Consider the following 17,278-nt stretch of genomic DNA (forward strand, 5'->3'; position numbering starts at 1 on the left):
GTAAGGCTAAGCTACCACTTCAGCGGCTTTTTTGGTTACTTTGCGACCGTCAAAATTAGTCTTGCGAATATTCTTGAAAGCCACCTTTCCGTCGATAGCTGCGTGTAGAGTATGGTCTTTTCCGACATATACTCCTTGTCCAGCCTGGATCTTAGTACCACGCTGACGCACGATGATCTGACCAGCTTTAACAGCCTGTCCATCAGTTCTTTTCACTCCGAGATATTTTGGCTGCGAATCTCGCAGGTTTTTGGAGGTACCCCCCGCTTTTTTATGTGCCATACGATATAATAATAAATAATTTTATGCGCGGAGTATACGATATATGAAAGAAAAACTCAAGTCCCTCGTTCAAAATGACCAGATTTTCTATGGTGTATTAGTACTTCTGGTCGGAATCATATCCTTTTATTTAGGACAAGCTTCAGCAATCACTAAAACACCCACAACCTCACCGGTCCAACTAATTGAGCCAATAACCCTCACCAGTAGTGCTGAAAATGCTCAAATAGATACAAAACCCGATACTCAAACAACTCCAAAACCAGTAGCGGTAAGGGAGACAGATCAGAAAATAGTGGCCTCTAAAAACGGTACCCGCTACTATTTATCAACCTGCTCTGGTGTAAAACGCATCAAACCAGAAAATATTGTGACTTTTTCCACTAAAGCGGCGGCTGAAGCAGCTGGTTATACCAAAGCAGCCAACTGTCCTGGGTTATAATAATAGGTAACTCATGCAAGTCATTAGTCTGTTAACAAACTCCGCTAAGTCGTGGTATGAATCTGACATGAAGTCTTATGCCGCTGCTTTTTCGTACTATGCTCCACTCGCCATAATCCCGATTCTTCTTTTTTCCATCACCATGGTTGGGACAATCTACAGCGAGTCAATCACCAGACAAATATTAACGGGCTGGGCCGGAGTGCTAGGCGACGATATTGTTGAACTGATTAAAATTGCCATTACCAACCTTAGGATTGAGGCTGAATCTTTTCATCTTCCGATTTTTGGTATAGTTCTATCACTAGGTATTAGTATCCTAGCCCTAAACGCTCTAAGTAACGGCTTTCATAAGCTTTGGAACGTACACCAATTTGGCTTGCATGCTTGGTTTAAAAAAAGTCTTAGGTCTGTGTTGTTTATTTTAATCTTTCAAATATACCTAGCTGTGGTCATAGGTTTTGAATTCTTTATGATTGTAAACAATCTGCAAAGTGACTACATACTATCATTACTATTTTTATTTATTAGCACCGGCGCTTTCTTCGCTATTTTGTTTAGATTCTTGGCCAGCCACTCTCCCAGTTGGAAAGGGTGCTTGGTTGGCGCTTTGGTAGCCTCACTACTTTTTATCGTGACCAAGAGCTCAGTCAATATCTATGTTATAAAAGTCGCCAATCTAAACATCTACGGTACGGCCGGATTAATCTTAGTACTGCTTCTTTGGGTCTATATCTTGGCCGCCCTTATATACTACGGTGCGGCTATCGCCTATGAATATGATAAAATCAAAGCAATACGGATAAATAGTAGCGTAAATTAAGACAATAGGAATTTTGTATGATAATAATAGACATTGAAGCTTCGGGTACTGATTATAAAAAACACTCAATTGTTTCGATTGGTGCAATTGATTATGACAATCCCGACAACCGCTTTTATGGAGAGTGTAGGATCTGGGAAGGGGCACACATAATGGAAGAAGCACTGGAAATAGTCGGTTTTAGTGAAGAGGAGATCAACGATCCAAACAAACCCACCGAAGCAGAGTTGACACAGTCTTTTTTGGAGTGGTCTCAACACATGAATGACCGAACTTTGGTTGGACAAAACGTATCCTTTGACCGAGACATGCTGAAAGCCGCCTGCGATCGAGCTGATATTAATTGGGATATGGCCCACCGCACCTTAGACACCCACACTATGTGTTGGATGCATATGGTTAAGAGAGGACTGAAACCACCAATCGACGAACAGCACCGACGAACAGCACTGAACCTAGACGCTGTAACCAAGTATTGCGGCATACCAGAAGAACCAGACCCACATAACGCTCTGACCGGAGCAATGATTCACGCTGAAATTACTGCCAGGTTACTGTACGACAAAAAACTTCTCCCCGAATTTGACCAATTTGAAATCCCTTGGCCAACCCAATAATGCTACAATGAATTAGCTATGTTAAAGAAAATACTCGGTATTAAAAAAGAAAAAAAGCCCAAGAGAAAACCTGGCAATCGTGTTGTTAAAGAACTACTAGATCCCAAGGGTCAAGATGGAGCTATTCAGTCTTGGCGCGTCTTTAGAATCATGTCAGAGTTTGTGGAAGGTTTTGAGCTACTAAACAAATACGGGCTCGCGGCCACCTTTTGGGGCAGTGCTAGACTAACCCCTCAAGATCATTACTACAAAGACGCTGAGACCTTAGCTGCCAAGTTAGCTAAGAGGGGATTTACGATTATTTCTGGAGGTGGTCCAGGAATCATGGAAGCCTCTAATGTTGGAGCTTTTAAGGTTGGCGGTAGTTCTGTAGGCCTTAACATCAAACTACCTTACGAACAAAAGCTAAATCCTTACACCACCGAGTCTCTAACCTTTGATTTTTTCTTTTCACGAAAGGTTATGCTGACCTTTGCTTCTGAAGTGTATGTATACTTCCCAGGCGGATTTGGTACTCTGGATGAATTTTTTGAGATTGTAACACTTATACAAACAAAAAAGATTGAACCGATTCCGGTTATCTTGTATGGAAAAGAGTATTGGGAACCGCTTATTAAATGGTTTGAGAAAGATTTAATTAAAAAGCACAAAACTATAAGCAAAGAGGATTTAGAGATTTTTCATGTGGTAGACACTGTCGACGAGGCCTATAAATACATCATGAAGAATGTTGACTGCAAAAATACTAAGCAAGTATAAAATTTACCTTACTTATAAATTATGTCATACCTAGTATTAGACATCGGTGGTAGCAAAACACAAATTGCTGTTTCAGAAAATCTTAGTGACCTAAGGGACATTAAGAGTTTTAAAACACCCAAAAATTTTAAAAAAGGAATTCAAGACATAATAGAAAACATCAATAGCCTCAAACCGAAAGGAAAGATTAAAGGGGTAGCAATTGGAGTCAGAGGTTTATTGAACGAAGACCGCTCAGGAATAGAAAACGATACCATTTTAACTGATTGGGCCAAAAAACCACTGACCGAGACCCTCGAAAAAGAACTTAAAACACCAGTTTTTCTTGAGAACGACACAGCCTTAGCTGGCCTAGGCGAAGCAGCTAATGGTGCCGGAAAGGGTTTGGACATTGTTGTTTACCACAGTATCAGTACTGGCATCGGTGGGGTAAGGATAGAAGATGGCGAAATTGACACATCCACTTTTGGTTTTGATCCGGGGCAACAGATCCTTGATATTGACCGAACAATTCTTGGCGAAGATATCACACCAACCCTTGATAACTTAGTCTCTGGATTAGGCGTAGAAACCAGGCTAGGAACTAAGCCATACGATATTCCACAGACTGACATGATCTGGAACGAATTAGCAGAATATTTGGCTCACGGCTTACGCAACACAATTCTATATTGGTCACCAGACGTAATCATCCTGGGCGGAGCAATGATTCTAGGAGAACCAAAGATTCAACTTGATGCTATTAGAAAATACACCGTAGATGTCTTGGAAGGTTTTGTTCCATCTCCATTTATAACCACTTCTTCACTGGGAGACCAAGCCGGTCTGCACGGAGGAATGGTTTTACTTAAGAAATCCGGAATATAGACCTGTAAAATAAGGCTTTTTTATAACCAAAATACGGCTGATTTGTAGTATCTAGGCCAATATTATTGACTGGATGTCTTTTTTGTGCTATAATATAAAAAATCTGCAGATTGTGATAGAATTTTGCAGTTATCAGCTTTATTGCTGATATTTGTTAGATAAGACAACTGGCTTATTATATCGACCGTGATACTTGCGGTTTTGACAGTAACCTCATTCCAAACAGTACTTCCAACCGGAATTGCTTATGGACAGATTGACGGGGATCAGATCGTAGAAGAAAACAGGCAACAAGATATACCAGTTTCCGAATCTTCTATAACCGATACCGAACTTATTGTTCGTTCGTATTTTAAAGACGATCCAGTCATGATTCAGATTGCACGATGTGAATCAGGTTTTCGTCATACTCTTACAGACGGTTCTGTTTTACAAGGTAGGGTTGACCCGGCAGACACAGGTGTTATGCAGATCAACAAACGTTACCACGAAAAAACAGCCGCTTCTATGCAACTAGATCTTGATAATATTTATGACAACATGGCGTACGCTCAGTATCTATACGATACACAGGGTACCAGACCATGGAGCGCTTCAGCTCCTTGTTGGAACGGTCATGTAGCAATGAATATCTAAAGACACAAATAAACGGCGCTTTCGCGCCGTTTATTTGTGTCTATGGTACCATTAACTCTAAAATAATATGAGATACTGGCTAATGAAAAGCGAACCTAGTGAATATTCAATTGATGACCTAGCGAAAGCTAAGGAGGGATTTTGGGATGGTGTACGAAATTACCAGGTAAGAAATATGTTCAGAGACGATATGAAGATTGGGGACAGAGCGTTGTTTTATCATTCAAATACTAAAGATATTGGCGTGGTAGGGGAGATGGAGGTGGTAAAAAGCGCTATCCCAGACCCAACTCAATTTGATAAAAAAAATAAACACTATGATCCAAAGTCAGCTATAGACAACCCACGTTGGCTTGGACCAACTGTAAAATTTATTTCAAAATTTAGCAAAATTGTTACCTTAAATGAGATTAAGAAAAACAAGACTTTCGCTGATTTACCACTAGTTAAAAAAGGGAACAGGTTATCTGTTATCTCTATTTCTAAAAAGCACTATGAAACATTAGTGAAAATGGGGCGATAAATATAAAGTATGAAAATTGGCTTTTTTGATTCGGGACTTGGAGGACTTACTATACTAAAAGCGGTAGCTACAGAACTACCTGAGTATGACTACGAATATTATGGTGACACGGCCAATCTACCGTACGGAGATAAAACTGAAGAGGAAATTTTTATCTTAACCAAACAGGGTATTGAACACCTATTTAAAAAAGAGTGCTTACTGGTGATCGTAGCTTGCAATACCGCATCGGCCGAAACCTTACGAAAACTACAAACAGAATATCTGCCACATACTCATCCAGACAAAAAGGTTCTGGGTGTAATTATCCCAACAATCGAAGAATTACTTGAAGAGTCTGTTACACACACTATATTGATCGGTACCAACCGAACCATCGAATCAAAAAAATACGAAAGTGAGATAAAAAAGCATAAAGAGGAACTTAAGGTAACTGCTATCAAAACTCCGGAACTAGTTCCGCTTATAGAAGGACGCCAATACGAAGACGCGCTATGCGTGGTATCAAAAATAATTGATGAAAGAAAAGGGGAACAGGGTATAATCCTTGGCTGCACACACTACACAATCCTGAAAGAAAAGCTGGAGGAAAAATACACTGGCTCGGACTTTAAAATATTTTCACAAGATTTAATCATCCCAAGTAAACTAAAAAAATATCTTGAGAATCATCCTGAGATCGAAACAAAACTTAGCAAGAATTACAGACGAAATATTTATCTAACAGATAACAGTAATCAATACGATGAGTTAATTGAGACGATACTTAATGGCCACCTTATTTAGAATAGGAGGGAGAAGTGGTGTATATAAATACGTATTTCCGTATGTCGCACCACAAGGGCACTCCTATTTAAATAGTCGCTAACGCTCCTTTTAAATATGTCGCACAATATATCTTTTGCGACATAATAAAGTATTTAAATGGTGGTATTAGCTTCCGTATTACTACTTCTATATCTACATAGATTTGTACCACTACACATATACAATAAAGTCCCATGGTTTCTATATCCTGTATCTAACTTATACTATTATCTTAAATAATTACTTTTATACTCAATTTTTTATACGTACTTAATTAACTTACTTACAAACAAAGCGTAATTTTTCTCCCTTTTTCCCTAAAATTTGGTCCAAATCTCATTTAAGCCTTATATATAAACGTATATTGCTACAAAGCCCAAAATTGCGTTCTAAGCGCTTTTATTCGCAGAGATGACATAAGGATCATCTATGAATTAGGTTCAATAGTATAAAGACTTACAAAATTGAATATAAAAAAATCCGCTCTCCATTTTATGGTTAACTGATTTTTAATTTCCTGAACTTTTCTTTTATATCCCCCCTTGTCTACACCATAACAGTCACATAAAAGCTCTTCAATTTTTTTAAGCGTTTGAATATATGCTTGTGACTTTACCACAGAAGTCAGCGGCAACATCGCTTGTGCAAGTGCTGCAGTCACATGATTCATATAGATATCACCAAGATCTGAAATGAATATCGTAACTAAACCACCCTCGTAATCTATCACATGATTGAAAATATCCTCATTTCTTTGTTCTGAGTGCGGGATAATATATATCGAGTAGGTTGGCTGCAATGTTAATTTGGGTTTAGGAATAAACAAATAAATCAATACACTTATTGTTACCCCTAAGAACAAAAAAACCACGACGAGCCAATTGGCAACCTGTGCATCAATTAACTTTTCGTCCATAATATAATGCAGGGCTATAACCGCTAGAAAAATTGCGACGAGTACCAATAGTAAGAAGTTGACTGCAATTTTATATGTGTCAATTTTCGTTTTCACGCTTCCCTCCTATTAAGTGATGTGAAAAGTGCTTTATTTATAACATTATTTTGGTGGTTTGTAAATAGTTCTAGATAAATATAAAAAACCCATTAGATCAATTTTTGTAAATCAATCTAATGGGAAGTAGCGCACAAACACAGATGCTAACGTGACATATCAGTGATTAAAGAAGGTTCAACCCAGGCCTCATAGTAGACATAAATCATTTTTTTGAGACCTCTTTCCTCGACAAACCTTAACTTTACAGGTGTTCCTATTGGTAAATTTACTTCTTCAGGTACACCTCTAACATATGCCGCAAATATTGTTTGACTGTTCGTCTTGTTGGTGTCTTTAGAGTCAAATGACCTGTCGTCAACATTCAGGCTTTTTACCCCGACTATCAACATCCCATCGGTTACTTGAGTCAAGGTCTTGAACTCGGCATCAATATCGACACGCTTGGTAAGTGGACCAGTTTCAGAGATGACTCTTGCAAAAAGTAACACGAGTAAAAGTACAGCAGTCCCTATTAACACGCTAAAAAATGTACTGGCTTTCACTTTTCATTCTCCTTTGGTTTTATGTGTTTAATATAATAATCATAATTGACCATCATTTGTTTACACAAGAATCGCTCAATCTCTGCAACACGCTGTTCACGGTCTTCACGAAAACATTCGTTGTCATGATTATGGTTCACTCTTTCAATTAACTCTGTGATAGACTGAACAAATTGAACTTCTTCGCTATCATTCTTAGGTACATATATAACCGCCTCCCCTGCATATTTACATTCATAGGTAGCTTTACCTACATCTTCACTGGTTCGTATTTGAAGTAGCGACTTACTTTCTAGCCACCTATCATCCTTAAGAAAAAACCAAAATCCAATAACAGATCCACCTAATACTGCAGATAGGAGTAGGATAATAAAATCGCTCGCATCTGTATTGATGCCCAAATATAATATTACACTTACCAACAAACCGGTTAACGTTATCAAAGTACTTTTTTTCACTTTCCTTCCCTCCTCTTTGAATGGTTGTGAAAAGTGCTTTATTTATAACATTATTTTGGTGGGTTGTAAAGCCGCCGTTACTTTTACTACTGCGGTGGTAGGTACAAAACTGGGTCCAGATAAGCATCAGAGGCAGCGACCGGTGTAGAAGCTGGTCCACAGCTAGTTACTGTCTTGATCTCGTTGAACTTACGTACACTTACACCATCCTTGGCGTATACAGTGAAATGAAGGTGTGGGCCGGTTGAGAAGCCGGTATTACCAGTGTAGCCAATAATGTCTCCGGTTGTTACTTTTTGGCCCGGTGAGACACTCTGTACATCCTGATGAGCATAAAGTGTAGACAGACCGTTGGCGTGGTCTATTAGTGTCCATTTACCCCACGAATAACAACCGGGGACGATGTCAGTGTTACCAGTCGCGCGCACTGTACCAGAAAGCGGTGCGTAGATAGCGGTCCCTCGTGGTGCGCTAAGGTCGATACCGGGGTGGTAAGCTCGACCACCATAGATACCAGGGTTACGCTTGGCAAACTCAGACCCGCCGAAGTATTGAGTAATGATGATATTTTTTAACGGCCAAGCAAACACTGCCGTACCCGGTGTTGGCACACTGTTTGGATCTAGGAAGAATTTAAGCTTGGTTTCGTAGTCACGAATCTCTTTTACGATCTGTTCCCTCGCCTGCTGCTTTTCTGCTAACAGCTGCTGGTAATTTTTTTCTTCATTTTTGGTAACCTCCAACAAATCAGCCTGCTCGGCTTGGTTGTTGGTCAATACTACATTTTGATCCTTATATTGGGAGTGTAGGGACTTAAGATCATTGCGTTTTTGGGTACTCTCCTCTCTTTTTTCGTCAAGCAATTTATGTAACGAGACTAACTCTTCCACCTTTATTGCCATACTGTTTTGCACCGACTTATGAGCCTCGAGTGAATTCCAAAATTCTGAAAATTTCTTATTTCTAAGTAAGAGTTCAACTAGAGTAAGGTCTTCGGTTTTGTATTGAGCCCGAATAATCTCCGCTATCGCTTCTTTGTTAGTATCTATATCCTTCTCAGTTTTACTAATTTCTAAAATAAGCTTGTTTATTTCTAAATCCGTAGAGCTTATGAGTGTCTCGGTACGTGAAATTTCTGCTTGTACTTTCTTGCGTTCCAAAGTTAACTGATTGATAGCTTTCTGAAGACTTTGCTTCTCTGCCCCCACCTCCATAAGCTGCAACTCAAATTTGGCAATTTCTTTTTCTATATCCGCCAAGCGCGATCCTCTATCTTGAATATCCTGTTTTAATTTTTCCAGCTCGGAAGTCTGAGCGTGAACAAGCGGTAAAGAAAACCAAAAAAGCGGGGCTAAAAATAGACCAAATAAAAAAGCGGTTACTGTTTTTTGTAACTTCACCGCTTTATTTTATCACAAGCGACAGAGATTCTCTTTAGAGTTTCTTCACGACCGATTATATAGGCAATAGTAAAAGGGTCTGGCGACCTCTCTCGGCCCGATAAGGCGACTCTAAGCGGCCAAAGTAACTCTCCCCTACCAACCTCTTCTGCATAGTCCCAAAGATCATTTTTAACGCTATCTGGCGTCGAAAAATCGGCTTCCTTGAGCAAATTTAGAGCTTTTTGAAGTCTCGGCAGAGCCTCTATTACATCATTATCCTTTTTCCATTTCAAGATATCAGTCTCGTACGCTGGAGTTACAAAAGCAAAATCATACTCCCCCGCTTTTGCTGCTTCACTAATCTCAGCGGCTATATGAGCCCTTTCCATTATAGTCGGAACCAGTTTCTTTAAAATGTCTTCCGAGTAACCTGCCATTACTTTAAGTTCATCAGGTAGAGCCTTACTAACGTAAGCATATACTTCATCATCACTCAGTTTAGCTAGGTGCTGCTTGTTCATCCAAAGCAACTTCTCTTCATTAAAGACAGCGCCGGCTTTTTGAATCTTTGTAACATCAAACGCAGCCACCAGATCATCAAACGTGAAGACCTCCTGTTCAGTTCCTGGATTCCAGCCGGTAAGCGCTAAGAAATTCACCATTGTTTCTGGCAAAAAACCTTCATCTCGATATTCAAAAATATCCTTCGCCCCATCTCGCTTGCCCAGCTTTTTGGTTCTATCATCTCTGAGTATCGGTGGCAGAGTGACAAAGACTGGGTACGGTATCTCCAAAGCATCGTAGATGCTTAAAAACTTTGGTGTACTGGCAATAAACTCATCCGCCCGCATGATGTGAGTAACACCCATCTCGAAATCGTCAACTATGTGTGCAAAGTTGTAAGTAGGATACCCATCACTTTTAATAAGGACAATATCATCCAACATTTCCTCCCCCGCCGACAATTCACCTCGGACAGCATCTTGCCAGGTGTAGCGTTTTAGTTCCGGTACCTTTAAGCGAAGTGGCTTTGTTTTATCCCAAGCCGGCAAGACGTCTGGTCTATGATTTCTAAATAAAAAAGGTTTTTTGGCTTCTTTAGCCTGAGTCTTAAAAGCTTCGATTTCTTCCGCGGTGTAGGGATCCTGGTAAGCTAATCCCCTATCAACCAGTTTTTTGGCGTAGCGGTGGTAGACATCTAGTCTTTCGGACTGTATGCACGAACCAAATGGCCCTGGTTTGTCTGGTCCATAATCCCATTCAATATTGAGCCAAGTAAGAGTCTCTTTAATATGACTTATGGAATCAGCCACCTCGCGCTTCTTGTCGGTATCTTCAATCCTGAGAATAAAAGTTCCATTATGCTTTTTGGCAAATAAATAGGAAAAAAGAGCCGTACGAGCGCTACCAATATGCATAAAGCCCGTTGGAGACGGGGCAAAACGCGTAACTATTTTGTGGTTGTCAGTTTTAGGATCCGTGTTCATCTCCGATTTTTATTAGGATATCTGATATTTTTTCAGCAGCGTTTGGTATTGCAAAATTAGAAGCCGCTTGACTCATCTTATTCCACTGCTCTTGATTCTCCATAATAGAGCCAATTTCATTTAGAAGCAAGGTCTCGGTTATATTGTGCTCTTCAATTACCGTAGCGGCACCAGAACGGGCGTAAGCATAGGCATTGCTACGCTGATCACGACTAATGTCTTCAGGGATTGGGATAACAATACTCGGCTTACCATGAAGCGCAATTTCAAATAAAGTTGTACTTCCGGCCCTAGTTATGATAACAGAAGCTACACTCATGATAGCTCCGACCATTTCTGAAGAAATGTGACCAACAGAATAGTAACGTTCTTGAAGAACAGGGTCAGTAATAAGCGCCTTGGCTGTAACCAAAAGCTCGTCTTGATTGCGGGCACCGGTCTGATGAAAAACTCGATACTTAGGTAATAACTCATCCAACACACGTAGGATTACATTATTAATACGTTCTGAACCTAGTGAACCACCGGTCACATAAATAATTGGGAGATCACTTGGAATATTAAGAAGTGTATACGGATCAGCTGTATTGGTTAGAGTACTGGTTCGTACCGGGATGCCGACCAGCGCAGTTTTTTCCTTCGGAAAAAACTGCGCTGCTTCAGGATAAGAAACCGCAATATATTCAGCAAAGTTACGTACCAACTTATTGGCTCGACCCGGAACAGCATCTGATTCATGTATAACCACCGGTATCCTAAGGAACCAAGCTGCTAATGTAACAGGTACGCTAGTGAACCCCCCTTTACTAAAAATTACATCAGGGTAAATCAAAAACAACTTCCAGATAGCTACGAATATACCAAAAAAAGTTCTAAAAGGATCAAGGAAATTATTGACTGAAAAATATAACCTTAGTTTACCAGCCGGACACTTTACGTACCTAATGTTAAGCCGCTCCAGAGCCTCACTATCGTAAGGATCAGGACCAATATAATACAAATCAGGTTTTTTGGGAGAATTATTCAAAACCTCAGCGATTGCAATAAGTGGATTAAAGTGCCCACCAGATCCACCACCTACAAACATTATTCTCATATGTAGATTAGTTTATCATACCCGTGATTTACTGATGCGGTACTTTGACACATTTAACACAATACCCAAAACCGCCAAAGTAACGAGCATAGCCGTCCCACCATGACTAATAAGTGGTAAAGGCAACCCAGCCAGTGGAAACAAACCAATCATGGCAGCGATATTTAAAAAAGCCTGACTCACAATCAAAGTCATAAAACCAACCACCAGTAACACGCCAAACAAATCATTGGTTTGGGTGGCGATTTTAAAGCCTCGAAAAGTGAACAAAGCTAAAATGGATATTAGGAGTAAAGAGCCGATAAAACCAAACTCTTCAGCGTACACAGCGAAAATAGAATCTCCAATTGGTTCGGGCAAATACTCAAACTTCTGGATACTTTGACCGTAACCACGCCCTGTTACCTCTCCTGAACCAACCGCAATCAAGGACTGCTGAATCTGGTAGCCACTACCTAAAGGATCAGCTTCAGGATGCAGAAAAACGGTTAGGCGGTCAATCAAATACGGGCGCATTGAAACCACAATGGTGATCAAAATCAATCCCCCCAACGCCATCACTCCAATATGTTTCCAATTAGCCCCAGCCGTCAAAAACATCGCCATGCCTGATAGTGCCATCAAAAAGAAAGTGTCTGTGTCTGGGAGTGATAACATTACCAAACCAACTATACCCACAGCTGCCACAAATGGCAGCACTCCATAGCGCCAGGAATCTATCTGTTTATGAAGACCAGATAATAGAGTAGCCACGTAAATCACAAACCCAACCTTAAGAAACTCCGACGGTTGGACAGTTGTAATACCAAGGTCAAGCCAACGAGTCGCTCCACCATGCGACATACCTATACCGGGAATAAAAACCGCTAAGGTAAAAAGTATGCTGGCCACAAAAATATAAAAAGCGTATTTTCGCCAGTGTCGATAATATATATGACTAGTGATAAGTAGTGCCAATCCCCCACCAACAATACCAAAGAAGAATTGGCTAAATGCAACTGACCCAAAACTAGCACCATTTCGTGCCAAAAGACCTAGGGAGGCTGAGGTAAAAATAAAAAAGCCCAACACTACCAAAACACCAATCAGAATTAACAGAATCGGATCAACTGTCTTTGGTGAGGAATTTTTCATTGACGTTTATTATAAAACACTTAGAACCTCAATCAAATAAAAATTTTCGAATAAATCTAGTGATCAAAAAATAAATTAAACTAAAGTTAGTATAATCAAACCAAGTGCGGCACACATCATACCAATAATCCAGTAACGCATTGTTACCTTGTATGAAGGCCAACCAATCGCTTCAAAATGGTGATGTAAGGGAGCAATTCTGAAAAACTTTTTACCGGTAAACTTACGATAAGTCACCTGTATAACATTCGACAAGACTGTTACCACGAGCAAAAAACCGATGATCGGAAAGAGTGATATGCCGTATCCATCGACCAATTGATCAGTCATCAAGACCACTACCGCTAAAGTCAAAGTCAGAGCCATTGAGCCGGTTTCCGTCATCCAGAAGCGAGCCGGTGGTATATTAAACCAAAGAAAAGCTAAGATAGCACCGGTAACCATCGCACAAAAAGCTGCTAGGTCATATTGCGACTGCAATATAGCCACACCAGAGTAAGCAGAAAAGATGATAGCAAAAACTCCACCTGATAAACCATCGATACCATCAATTACTCCACTAGCATACAAAGCGTTTGTCAACAACACAAAAAAAGGAATTAGCAAGACCCCAACGTAGATTGGATCAAAAAATGGCAGACCGATAGTGGTTACACCCAGCTTGGCATAAAACCACCAACCAATAAACGCGGCTAATATACTGATAAACACTAGTCGTACCGATAGCCTAACCCCCTTCCCGCCGTGTTGAATATCATAAAAATCATTCAAAAAACCAATTGCTGCTCCAATAAACAAAACCGTAAACGGTATCCATGTTTGTGAGCGACTTAGAAAAAATAGGTCTGAGAAAAATTTATCATCACTCATTAAGGTAAAGATAAACAACATTCCAATAGTGAGAAAGATACTCCCCCAGATCACTGTACCACCCATTCTTGGGGTCTTTGTCTCGTGATCACCCTTGAGACGATTGAATTCAACCGCTTCATGTCCTCCAAGCGCTGTCTTCCCTCCCTCTTTCTTCCAAGCCTTATGCTTATAGAGATAATGAGTGATTATTGGAGTTATCAGTATACCAATAGCGAAGGACAACACAGCGGGAAATAGAATTTTTATAATAGTTATATCCATACTTGATCTAATTTATTCTGACTTAACTACTGTTCCCTGCACAGCCTCAATCAACTTTTGCACATCACTGAACCGTTCGCTTATAGTTGAACCGAGTACTGTAATAACTACCGGATGAGCAAAACCAATATCTAGAGCCACGGTCAGATTACCGCCCGCCAAATCAGTGTACCCTGTTTTAGAACCAATTAAATTAGGAATTTCATCAACAATATTATTGGTGTTTTTAGCCTCATGATATTCACCAGCTAAATTATAAATTTTTGCATGATCAGATATAGTTGGAGCTAATATAGCTGGGTAATTAGTCAGTATATACTCCATTAAAAAAGAAACATCACGAGCTGTCCCATAAGCCCCAGCCTCACCGGCTGAGAGATCAAGACCGGTTGGGTTTAAGTAGCTTAAATCCGTGAATCCAAGTTCTTTGGCTCGTAGATTCATAGCTGTTACAAATTGAGCCACAGCATCTCCATCACCTAGCTTAGCTCCAACCGAATTAGCTATAGCATAAGCCGCACTATTGTACGAGGACACTAAGGCAAAGTCGGCAAGATCACGAATGTTGAACACCTCTCCTTCATTTAAATTCCCGCCACTTTCTTGGCTAGCAGCCACTGTACCCACCGTTACATACTCATCATCATCTAGTAGCTCATAGGCCAATAAAGCAGTCATTAATTTAGTAATAGAAGCCAGCGCTAGTTTTTCATCAGCATTTTTTTGATACAAGACTCGCTGCTCTTTAACATCCCAAACAAAAGCTGCTTGGGCCTGAATATCAACTACATCGATCTTTTGGAGCACCTTATTCTCCTGAGTTGGCGGAGTTAAGGTGGCCACATTCTTTATTGGCGGCACTTCTTCGTGATTTAGAGCTGTCATTGTTTTCGGTATTATCACTCCGGCAAATATACCACCAAGGATCAGAAGCAATATCGACAGTTGAGCTACAACCGGAAAGCGTGTAGCGGGTTTCTCCTCAATCGGTTCAGGAGCGGTTTCAATCACAAACTTTTCTTCATCATTCATACATCTTCTTTTATATAATCGGCGCTAAACTTTTCCAAAGTATCAGCTATTTGCGCAAAATCTGGTAGCTCCTGCTTGCGGGTTACACCAAGTTCGGCCAGTAAGGCTGGGGAAATAACAAACTTTGTTTGATTTGATTTAACATCTTTCTCCTTCTCAATCAGACCGCGAATTAATAAGTTTCGTAAAATAAAGGATGAGTTAACACCGCGAATCCGGTCAATCTCTCCCCGACTAACCGGAGACTGATATAGAATAATAGCCAGAGTTTCGGCACCCGCTTTACCGATATCATTCTTCATTTCATTTTTACGTAGCTCTTCAATTACCGGCGCCAACTCTGGCGCTGTCACCAACTGAATATCATGATCAGTCTCAATTACGCGTGTCGCTCCGGACTTAAGCCGTTCATGTAAAGTCATCATGGCCGTAGTAAAGTCCTCCTCGGAAATATCAAAAATCTTCATCACCGTCCGCTTTTTTTGGGGAGCCGATTTATAAAACAAAAAACCCTCGATTAGCACATCAATTGGCATTTTGTGATTGTAACATATAAAAAATAAGGCACCTACCCGGCATATGTTATCTTTTTTACGCCAATATATTTGACGTACTGGAATGCTCGTGTTTTACTGGGAGAGATTAGCAGTACTTTGATTAACATAACGATACCGAGGTGAAAATGTGAAAAAACTTTTAAACTTACTAGCATCAGGACAGGCTTTTACACTATTGTCTATAATATTTATAGCCCTTATTGTAGCAATCTACGTACACAGAACTGATCCAGTAGAACCTGCTATACTTACATTTATTTTCGCAACTCTCCTTGTAGCTATTGGGTATTCAGTTGGATATTATTCACCGAATAAACAATATAACACGTACGGCAGAAGCCTAAGTGGTGATGTTAAAGTGGTAAGCGAAAGTGGAAACTGGTCTGATTTTAACAGGATAACCAAATGGGGTGTTGAGAAATTAGATGGTGAATTTTGGCACTATGTTTATATCGCTGAAATTACACCTAAAATCAATGAGTGCGATAGAAATACTACGACCTTAGACCATTTTTGCATAGAAGTCAGGGATAGTTTTTCTAAGCAGGATATATTATCTGGGAACACTAGAACTCACGGTTATAATTCCAGTAATTTCTTTATAGATGACGACACACCTTTGGGGAGATTGATGGTTTTTTGTGGTAATCTAATCAGATACGAATTCATCTGCAGAAAACCTCCTGAGCCAGGAATGGTTTATATGAAAACCCTTGATGGAAAGACCATAACCGGACAGGTATTAGTACCAGGAAAATAGTTCCGACAAATGGATAACAACCGACTGATGTCAGAGACATCAGTCGGCTTTTTTAGTAATAAGTTGGGGTTTGGCTTTTATCCAACTCTATCTCAATATCATCATAGCGGCGACTCTGAGTAATAATCAGATTACCCTGTTTGAATAACTCCAAAACAGCCAAAAAACTGACAATCACCATCTTTTTCTCCGGTTCATTGGCACTAAGATCAGAAAAACGTAAGTAGGAACTACGCTTAATCCTGGCTTCTAGATTTTGCATCATTTGCTCCAGGCTAATCACTGTCTTGATTTGCGCCTTGGCCGGAGACTCTTTCTTGGGCAGACCGTTTATCGCATCAATCATAGCTTGGTGAAGCTGTGATAGCTGACAGTACTTGTCCGGTAAAAATAACGGAGTGGCTGGCGCCGTAAACTTAGGCCCATAGAGACGATTTTTACCAAAAATGTTTTGTAGAGAGACAGCCGCATCACGAATAACCTGATACCGTTTCAATCTTTCCTCCAAGTCCTCAATCGAAGATTCTTCTTCCTCAGTCAGCTCTAGCACCGGCAGAAGTGACTTGGACTTTACTAGGAGTAAGGTAGCAGCTAGGGATATAAACTGCGCTGTGTTGGGCAAGGACATCTCTTGCATCTCACTCACGTGACGCATATATTCGTCAGTCACTGCAGCCAGAGAGATATCGTTGATAAGCAACTTACGCTTTTCTACCAAATCTAACAGCAGTTCCAACGGTCCTTCGAAAACGTCGGTTTTGATGGAAAAGTTTGATGTGGCGAGCGGTTGCATGGTTATAATAATATTAGCATATGGAAAGCGGGAAAAGTAAGGCGCCGCCGACTACGTCGGCGGCGCCTTACTTTTCCCGTCTCCTAAAGAGAGAAATATACGAAACGAGCGCAGATAGCTTCTTTTGAGTGA

At 40.3% G+C, this 17,278-nt stretch carries 21 protein-coding genes; 9 read left to right on the forward strand and 12 right to left on the reverse strand.

Annotated features, from left to right (window positions below; genetic code table 11):
• Window positions 1–6: 6 nt before the first annotated feature.
• The gene (gene rpmA / locus H6779_00380; protein ID USN87886.1) at window positions 7–282 is read right to left on the reverse strand and encodes a 50S ribosomal protein L27; all 276 of its coding nucleotides are present in this window, start codon (window positions 280–282) and stop codon (window positions 7–9) included.
• A 43-nt stretch (window positions 283–325) separates the two neighbouring features.
• Between rpmA and H6779_00385 the strand changes: the two genes are divergently transcribed.
• The 8 genes from H6779_00385 (at window position 326) to murI (ending at window position 5,735) form a co-directional block, all read left to right on the forward strand.
• On the forward strand, window positions 326–724 hold the full coding sequence (locus tag H6779_00385; GenBank protein USN87887.1) for a hypothetical protein: 399 nt from the start codon (window positions 326–328) through the stop codon (window positions 722–724).
• A gap of 13 nt (window positions 725–737) precedes the next feature.
• On the forward strand, window positions 738–1,547 hold the full coding sequence (locus H6779_00390; protein ID USN87888.1) for a YihY/virulence factor BrkB family protein: 810 nt from the start codon (window positions 738–740) through the stop codon (window positions 1,545–1,547).
• Window positions 1,548–1,564: 17 nt separating this feature from the next.
• Window positions 1,565–2,164, forward strand: a complete 600-nt coding sequence (locus H6779_00395; protein ID USN87889.1) for a 3'-5' exonuclease — start codon at window positions 1,565–1,567, stop codon at window positions 2,162–2,164.
• A gap of 18 nt (window positions 2,165–2,182) precedes the next feature.
• Window positions 2,183–2,923, forward strand: a complete 741-nt coding sequence (locus H6779_00400) for a TIGR00730 family Rossman fold protein (GenBank protein ID USN87890.1) — start codon at window positions 2,183–2,185, stop codon at window positions 2,921–2,923.
• 21 nt (window positions 2,924–2,944) lie between these two features.
• On the forward strand, window positions 2,945–3,790 hold the full coding sequence (locus tag H6779_00405; protein ID USN87891.1) for an ROK family protein: 846 nt from the start codon (window positions 2,945–2,947) through the stop codon (window positions 3,788–3,790).
• 201 nt (window positions 3,791–3,991) lie between these two features.
• The gene (locus H6779_00410) at window positions 3,992–4,426 is read left to right on the forward strand and encodes a hypothetical protein (protein ID USN87892.1); all 435 of its coding nucleotides are present in this window, start codon (window positions 3,992–3,994) and stop codon (window positions 4,424–4,426) included.
• A gap of 67 nt (window positions 4,427–4,493) precedes the next feature.
• Window positions 4,494–4,949 (forward strand): EVE domain-containing protein, encoded by a 456-nt coding sequence (locus H6779_00415; GenBank protein USN87893.1) that lies wholly within the window; start codon window positions 4,494–4,496, stop codon window positions 4,947–4,949.
• A gap of 9 nt (window positions 4,950–4,958) precedes the next feature.
• Window positions 4,959–5,735: a glutamate racemase gene (murI, locus tag H6779_00420; GenBank protein ID USN87894.1), complete on the forward strand. Its 777-nt coding sequence runs from the start codon at window positions 4,959–4,961 to the stop codon at window positions 5,733–5,735.
• Window positions 5,736–6,183: 448 nt separating this feature from the next.
• Here the strand turns inward: murI and H6779_00425 are convergent, their stop codons facing one another.
• The 10 genes from H6779_00425 to H6779_00470 all read right to left on the reverse strand — a co-directional run bounded on the left by H6779_00425 (window position 6,184) and on the right by H6779_00470 (window position 15,572).
• Window positions 6,184–6,672 (reverse strand): hypothetical protein, encoded by a 489-nt coding sequence (locus H6779_00425; GenBank protein USN87895.1) that lies wholly within the window; start codon window positions 6,670–6,672, stop codon window positions 6,184–6,186.
• 242 nt (window positions 6,673–6,914) lie between these two features.
• Window positions 6,915–7,289, reverse strand: coding sequence for a hypothetical protein (locus tag H6779_00430; GenBank protein ID USN87896.1), 375 nt, complete (start codon window positions 7,287–7,289; stop codon window positions 6,915–6,917).
• 20 nt (window positions 7,290–7,309) lie between these two features.
• Entirely contained in the window at window positions 7,310–7,714 is a 405-nt protein-coding gene (locus H6779_00435) for a hypothetical protein (GenBank protein USN87897.1), read from the reverse strand.
• A 143-nt stretch (window positions 7,715–7,857) separates the two neighbouring features.
• Window positions 7,858–9,171 carry a peptidoglycan DD-metalloendopeptidase family protein gene (locus H6779_00440; protein USN87898.1) on the reverse strand — a complete coding sequence of 438 codons (1,314 nt, stop codon included), beginning with the start codon at window positions 9,169–9,171 and terminating at the stop codon, window positions 7,858–7,860.
• Window positions 9,168–10,640 carry a glutamate--tRNA ligase gene (locus H6779_00445; GenBank protein ID USN87899.1) on the reverse strand — a complete coding sequence of 491 codons (1,473 nt, stop codon included), beginning with the start codon at window positions 10,638–10,640 and terminating at the stop codon, window positions 9,168–9,170. The genes H6779_00440 and H6779_00445 overlap by 4 nt, the downstream gene beginning before the upstream one ends.
• Entirely contained in the window at window positions 10,624–11,736 is a 1,113-nt protein-coding gene (locus H6779_00450) for a UDP-N-acetylglucosamine--N-acetylmuramyl-(pentapeptide) pyrophosphoryl-undecaprenol N-acetylglucosamine transferase (GenBank protein USN87900.1), read from the reverse strand. The genes H6779_00445 and H6779_00450 overlap by 17 nt, the downstream gene beginning before the upstream one ends.
• A gap of 15 nt (window positions 11,737–11,751) precedes the next feature.
• Window positions 11,752–12,870 carry a cell division protein FtsW gene (locus H6779_00455; protein ID USN87901.1) on the reverse strand — a complete coding sequence of 373 codons (1,119 nt, stop codon included), beginning with the start codon at window positions 12,868–12,870 and terminating at the stop codon, window positions 11,752–11,754.
• Between the two features lie 75 nt (window positions 12,871–12,945).
• The gene (locus H6779_00460; GenBank protein ID USN87902.1) at window positions 12,946–14,004 is read right to left on the reverse strand and encodes a hypothetical protein; all 1,059 of its coding nucleotides are present in this window, start codon (window positions 14,002–14,004) and stop codon (window positions 12,946–12,948) included.
• 12 nt (window positions 14,005–14,016) lie between these two features.
• A complete protein-coding gene (locus tag H6779_00465; protein ID USN87903.1) occupies window positions 14,017–15,036 on the reverse strand; it encodes a D-alanyl-D-alanine carboxypeptidase in 1,020 nt (339 codons plus the stop codon).
• Window positions 15,033–15,572, reverse strand: a complete 540-nt coding sequence (locus H6779_00470; protein USN87904.1) for an SMC-Scp complex subunit ScpB — start codon at window positions 15,570–15,572, stop codon at window positions 15,033–15,035. Before H6779_00470 ends, H6779_00465 begins: the two co-directional genes overlap by 4 nt.
• A gap of 148 nt (window positions 15,573–15,720) precedes the next feature.
• Here H6779_00470 and H6779_00475 point away from each other — a divergent pair, with 148 nt between their 5' ends.
• Window positions 15,721–16,353, forward strand: coding sequence for a hypothetical protein (locus tag H6779_00475; protein ID USN87905.1), 633 nt, complete (start codon window positions 15,721–15,723; stop codon window positions 16,351–16,353).
• Between the two features lie 52 nt (window positions 16,354–16,405).
• Here H6779_00475 and H6779_00480 read toward each other — a convergent pair whose 3' ends face one another.
• Window positions 16,406–17,146, reverse strand: coding sequence for a segregation/condensation protein A (locus H6779_00480; GenBank protein USN87906.1), 741 nt, complete (start codon window positions 17,144–17,146; stop codon window positions 16,406–16,408).
• Window positions 17,147–17,278: the final 132 nt, after the last annotated feature.

It is taken from the genome of Candidatus Nomurabacteria bacterium, assembly GCA_023898525.1.
Classification (GTDB): domain Bacteria; phylum Patescibacteriota; class Minisyncoccia; order Phycocordibacterales; family UBA918; genus OLB19.

Coding starts and splice junctions, on each gene's coding strand:
- rpmA (USN87886.1), bottom strand. CDS start 282: ATGGCACATAAAAAAGCGGGGGGTACCTCCAAAAACCTGCGAGATTCG.
- H6779_00385 (USN87887.1), top strand. CDS start 326: ATGAAAGAAAAACTCAAGTCCCTCGTTCAAAATGACCAGATTTTCTAT.
- H6779_00390 (USN87888.1), top strand. CDS start 738: ATGCAAGTCATTAGTCTGTTAACAAACTCCGCTAAGTCGTGGTATGAA.
- H6779_00395 (USN87889.1), top strand. CDS start 1,565: ATGATAATAATAGACATTGAAGCTTCGGGTACTGATTATAAAAAACAC.
- H6779_00400 (USN87890.1), top strand. CDS start 2,183: ATGTTAAAGAAAATACTCGGTATTAAAAAAGAAAAAAAGCCCAAGAGA.
- H6779_00405 (USN87891.1), top strand. CDS start 2,945: ATGTCATACCTAGTATTAGACATCGGTGGTAGCAAAACACAAATTGCT.
- H6779_00415 (USN87893.1), top strand. CDS start 4,494: ATGAGATACTGGCTAATGAAAAGCGAACCTAGTGAATATTCAATTGAT.
- murI (USN87894.1), top strand. CDS start 4,959: ATGAAAATTGGCTTTTTTGATTCGGGACTTGGAGGACTTACTATACTA.
- H6779_00425 (USN87895.1), bottom strand. CDS start 6,672: ATGGACGAAAAGTTAATTGATGCACAGGTTGCCAATTGGCTCGTCGTG.
- H6779_00445 (USN87899.1), bottom strand. CDS start 10,640: ATGAACACGGATCCTAAAACTGACAACCACAAAATAGTTACGCGTTTT.
- H6779_00450 (USN87900.1), bottom strand. CDS start 11,736: ATGAGAATAATGTTTGTAGGTGGTGGATCTGGTGGGCACTTTAATCCA.
- H6779_00455 (USN87901.1), bottom strand. CDS start 12,870: ATGAAAAATTCCTCACCAAAGACAGTTGATCCGATTCTGTTAATTCTG.
- H6779_00460 (USN87902.1), bottom strand. CDS start 14,004: ATGGATATAACTATTATAAAAATTCTATTTCCCGCTGTGTTGTCCTTC.
- H6779_00465 (USN87903.1), bottom strand. CDS start 15,036: ATGAATGATGAAGAAAAGTTTGTGATTGAAACCGCTCCTGAACCGATT.
- H6779_00470 (USN87904.1), bottom strand. CDS start 15,572: ATGCCAATTGATGTGCTAATCGAGGGTTTTTTGTTTTATAAATCGGCT.
- H6779_00480 (USN87906.1), bottom strand. CDS start 17,146: ATGCAACCGCTCGCCACATCAAACTTTTCCATCAAAACCGACGTTTTC.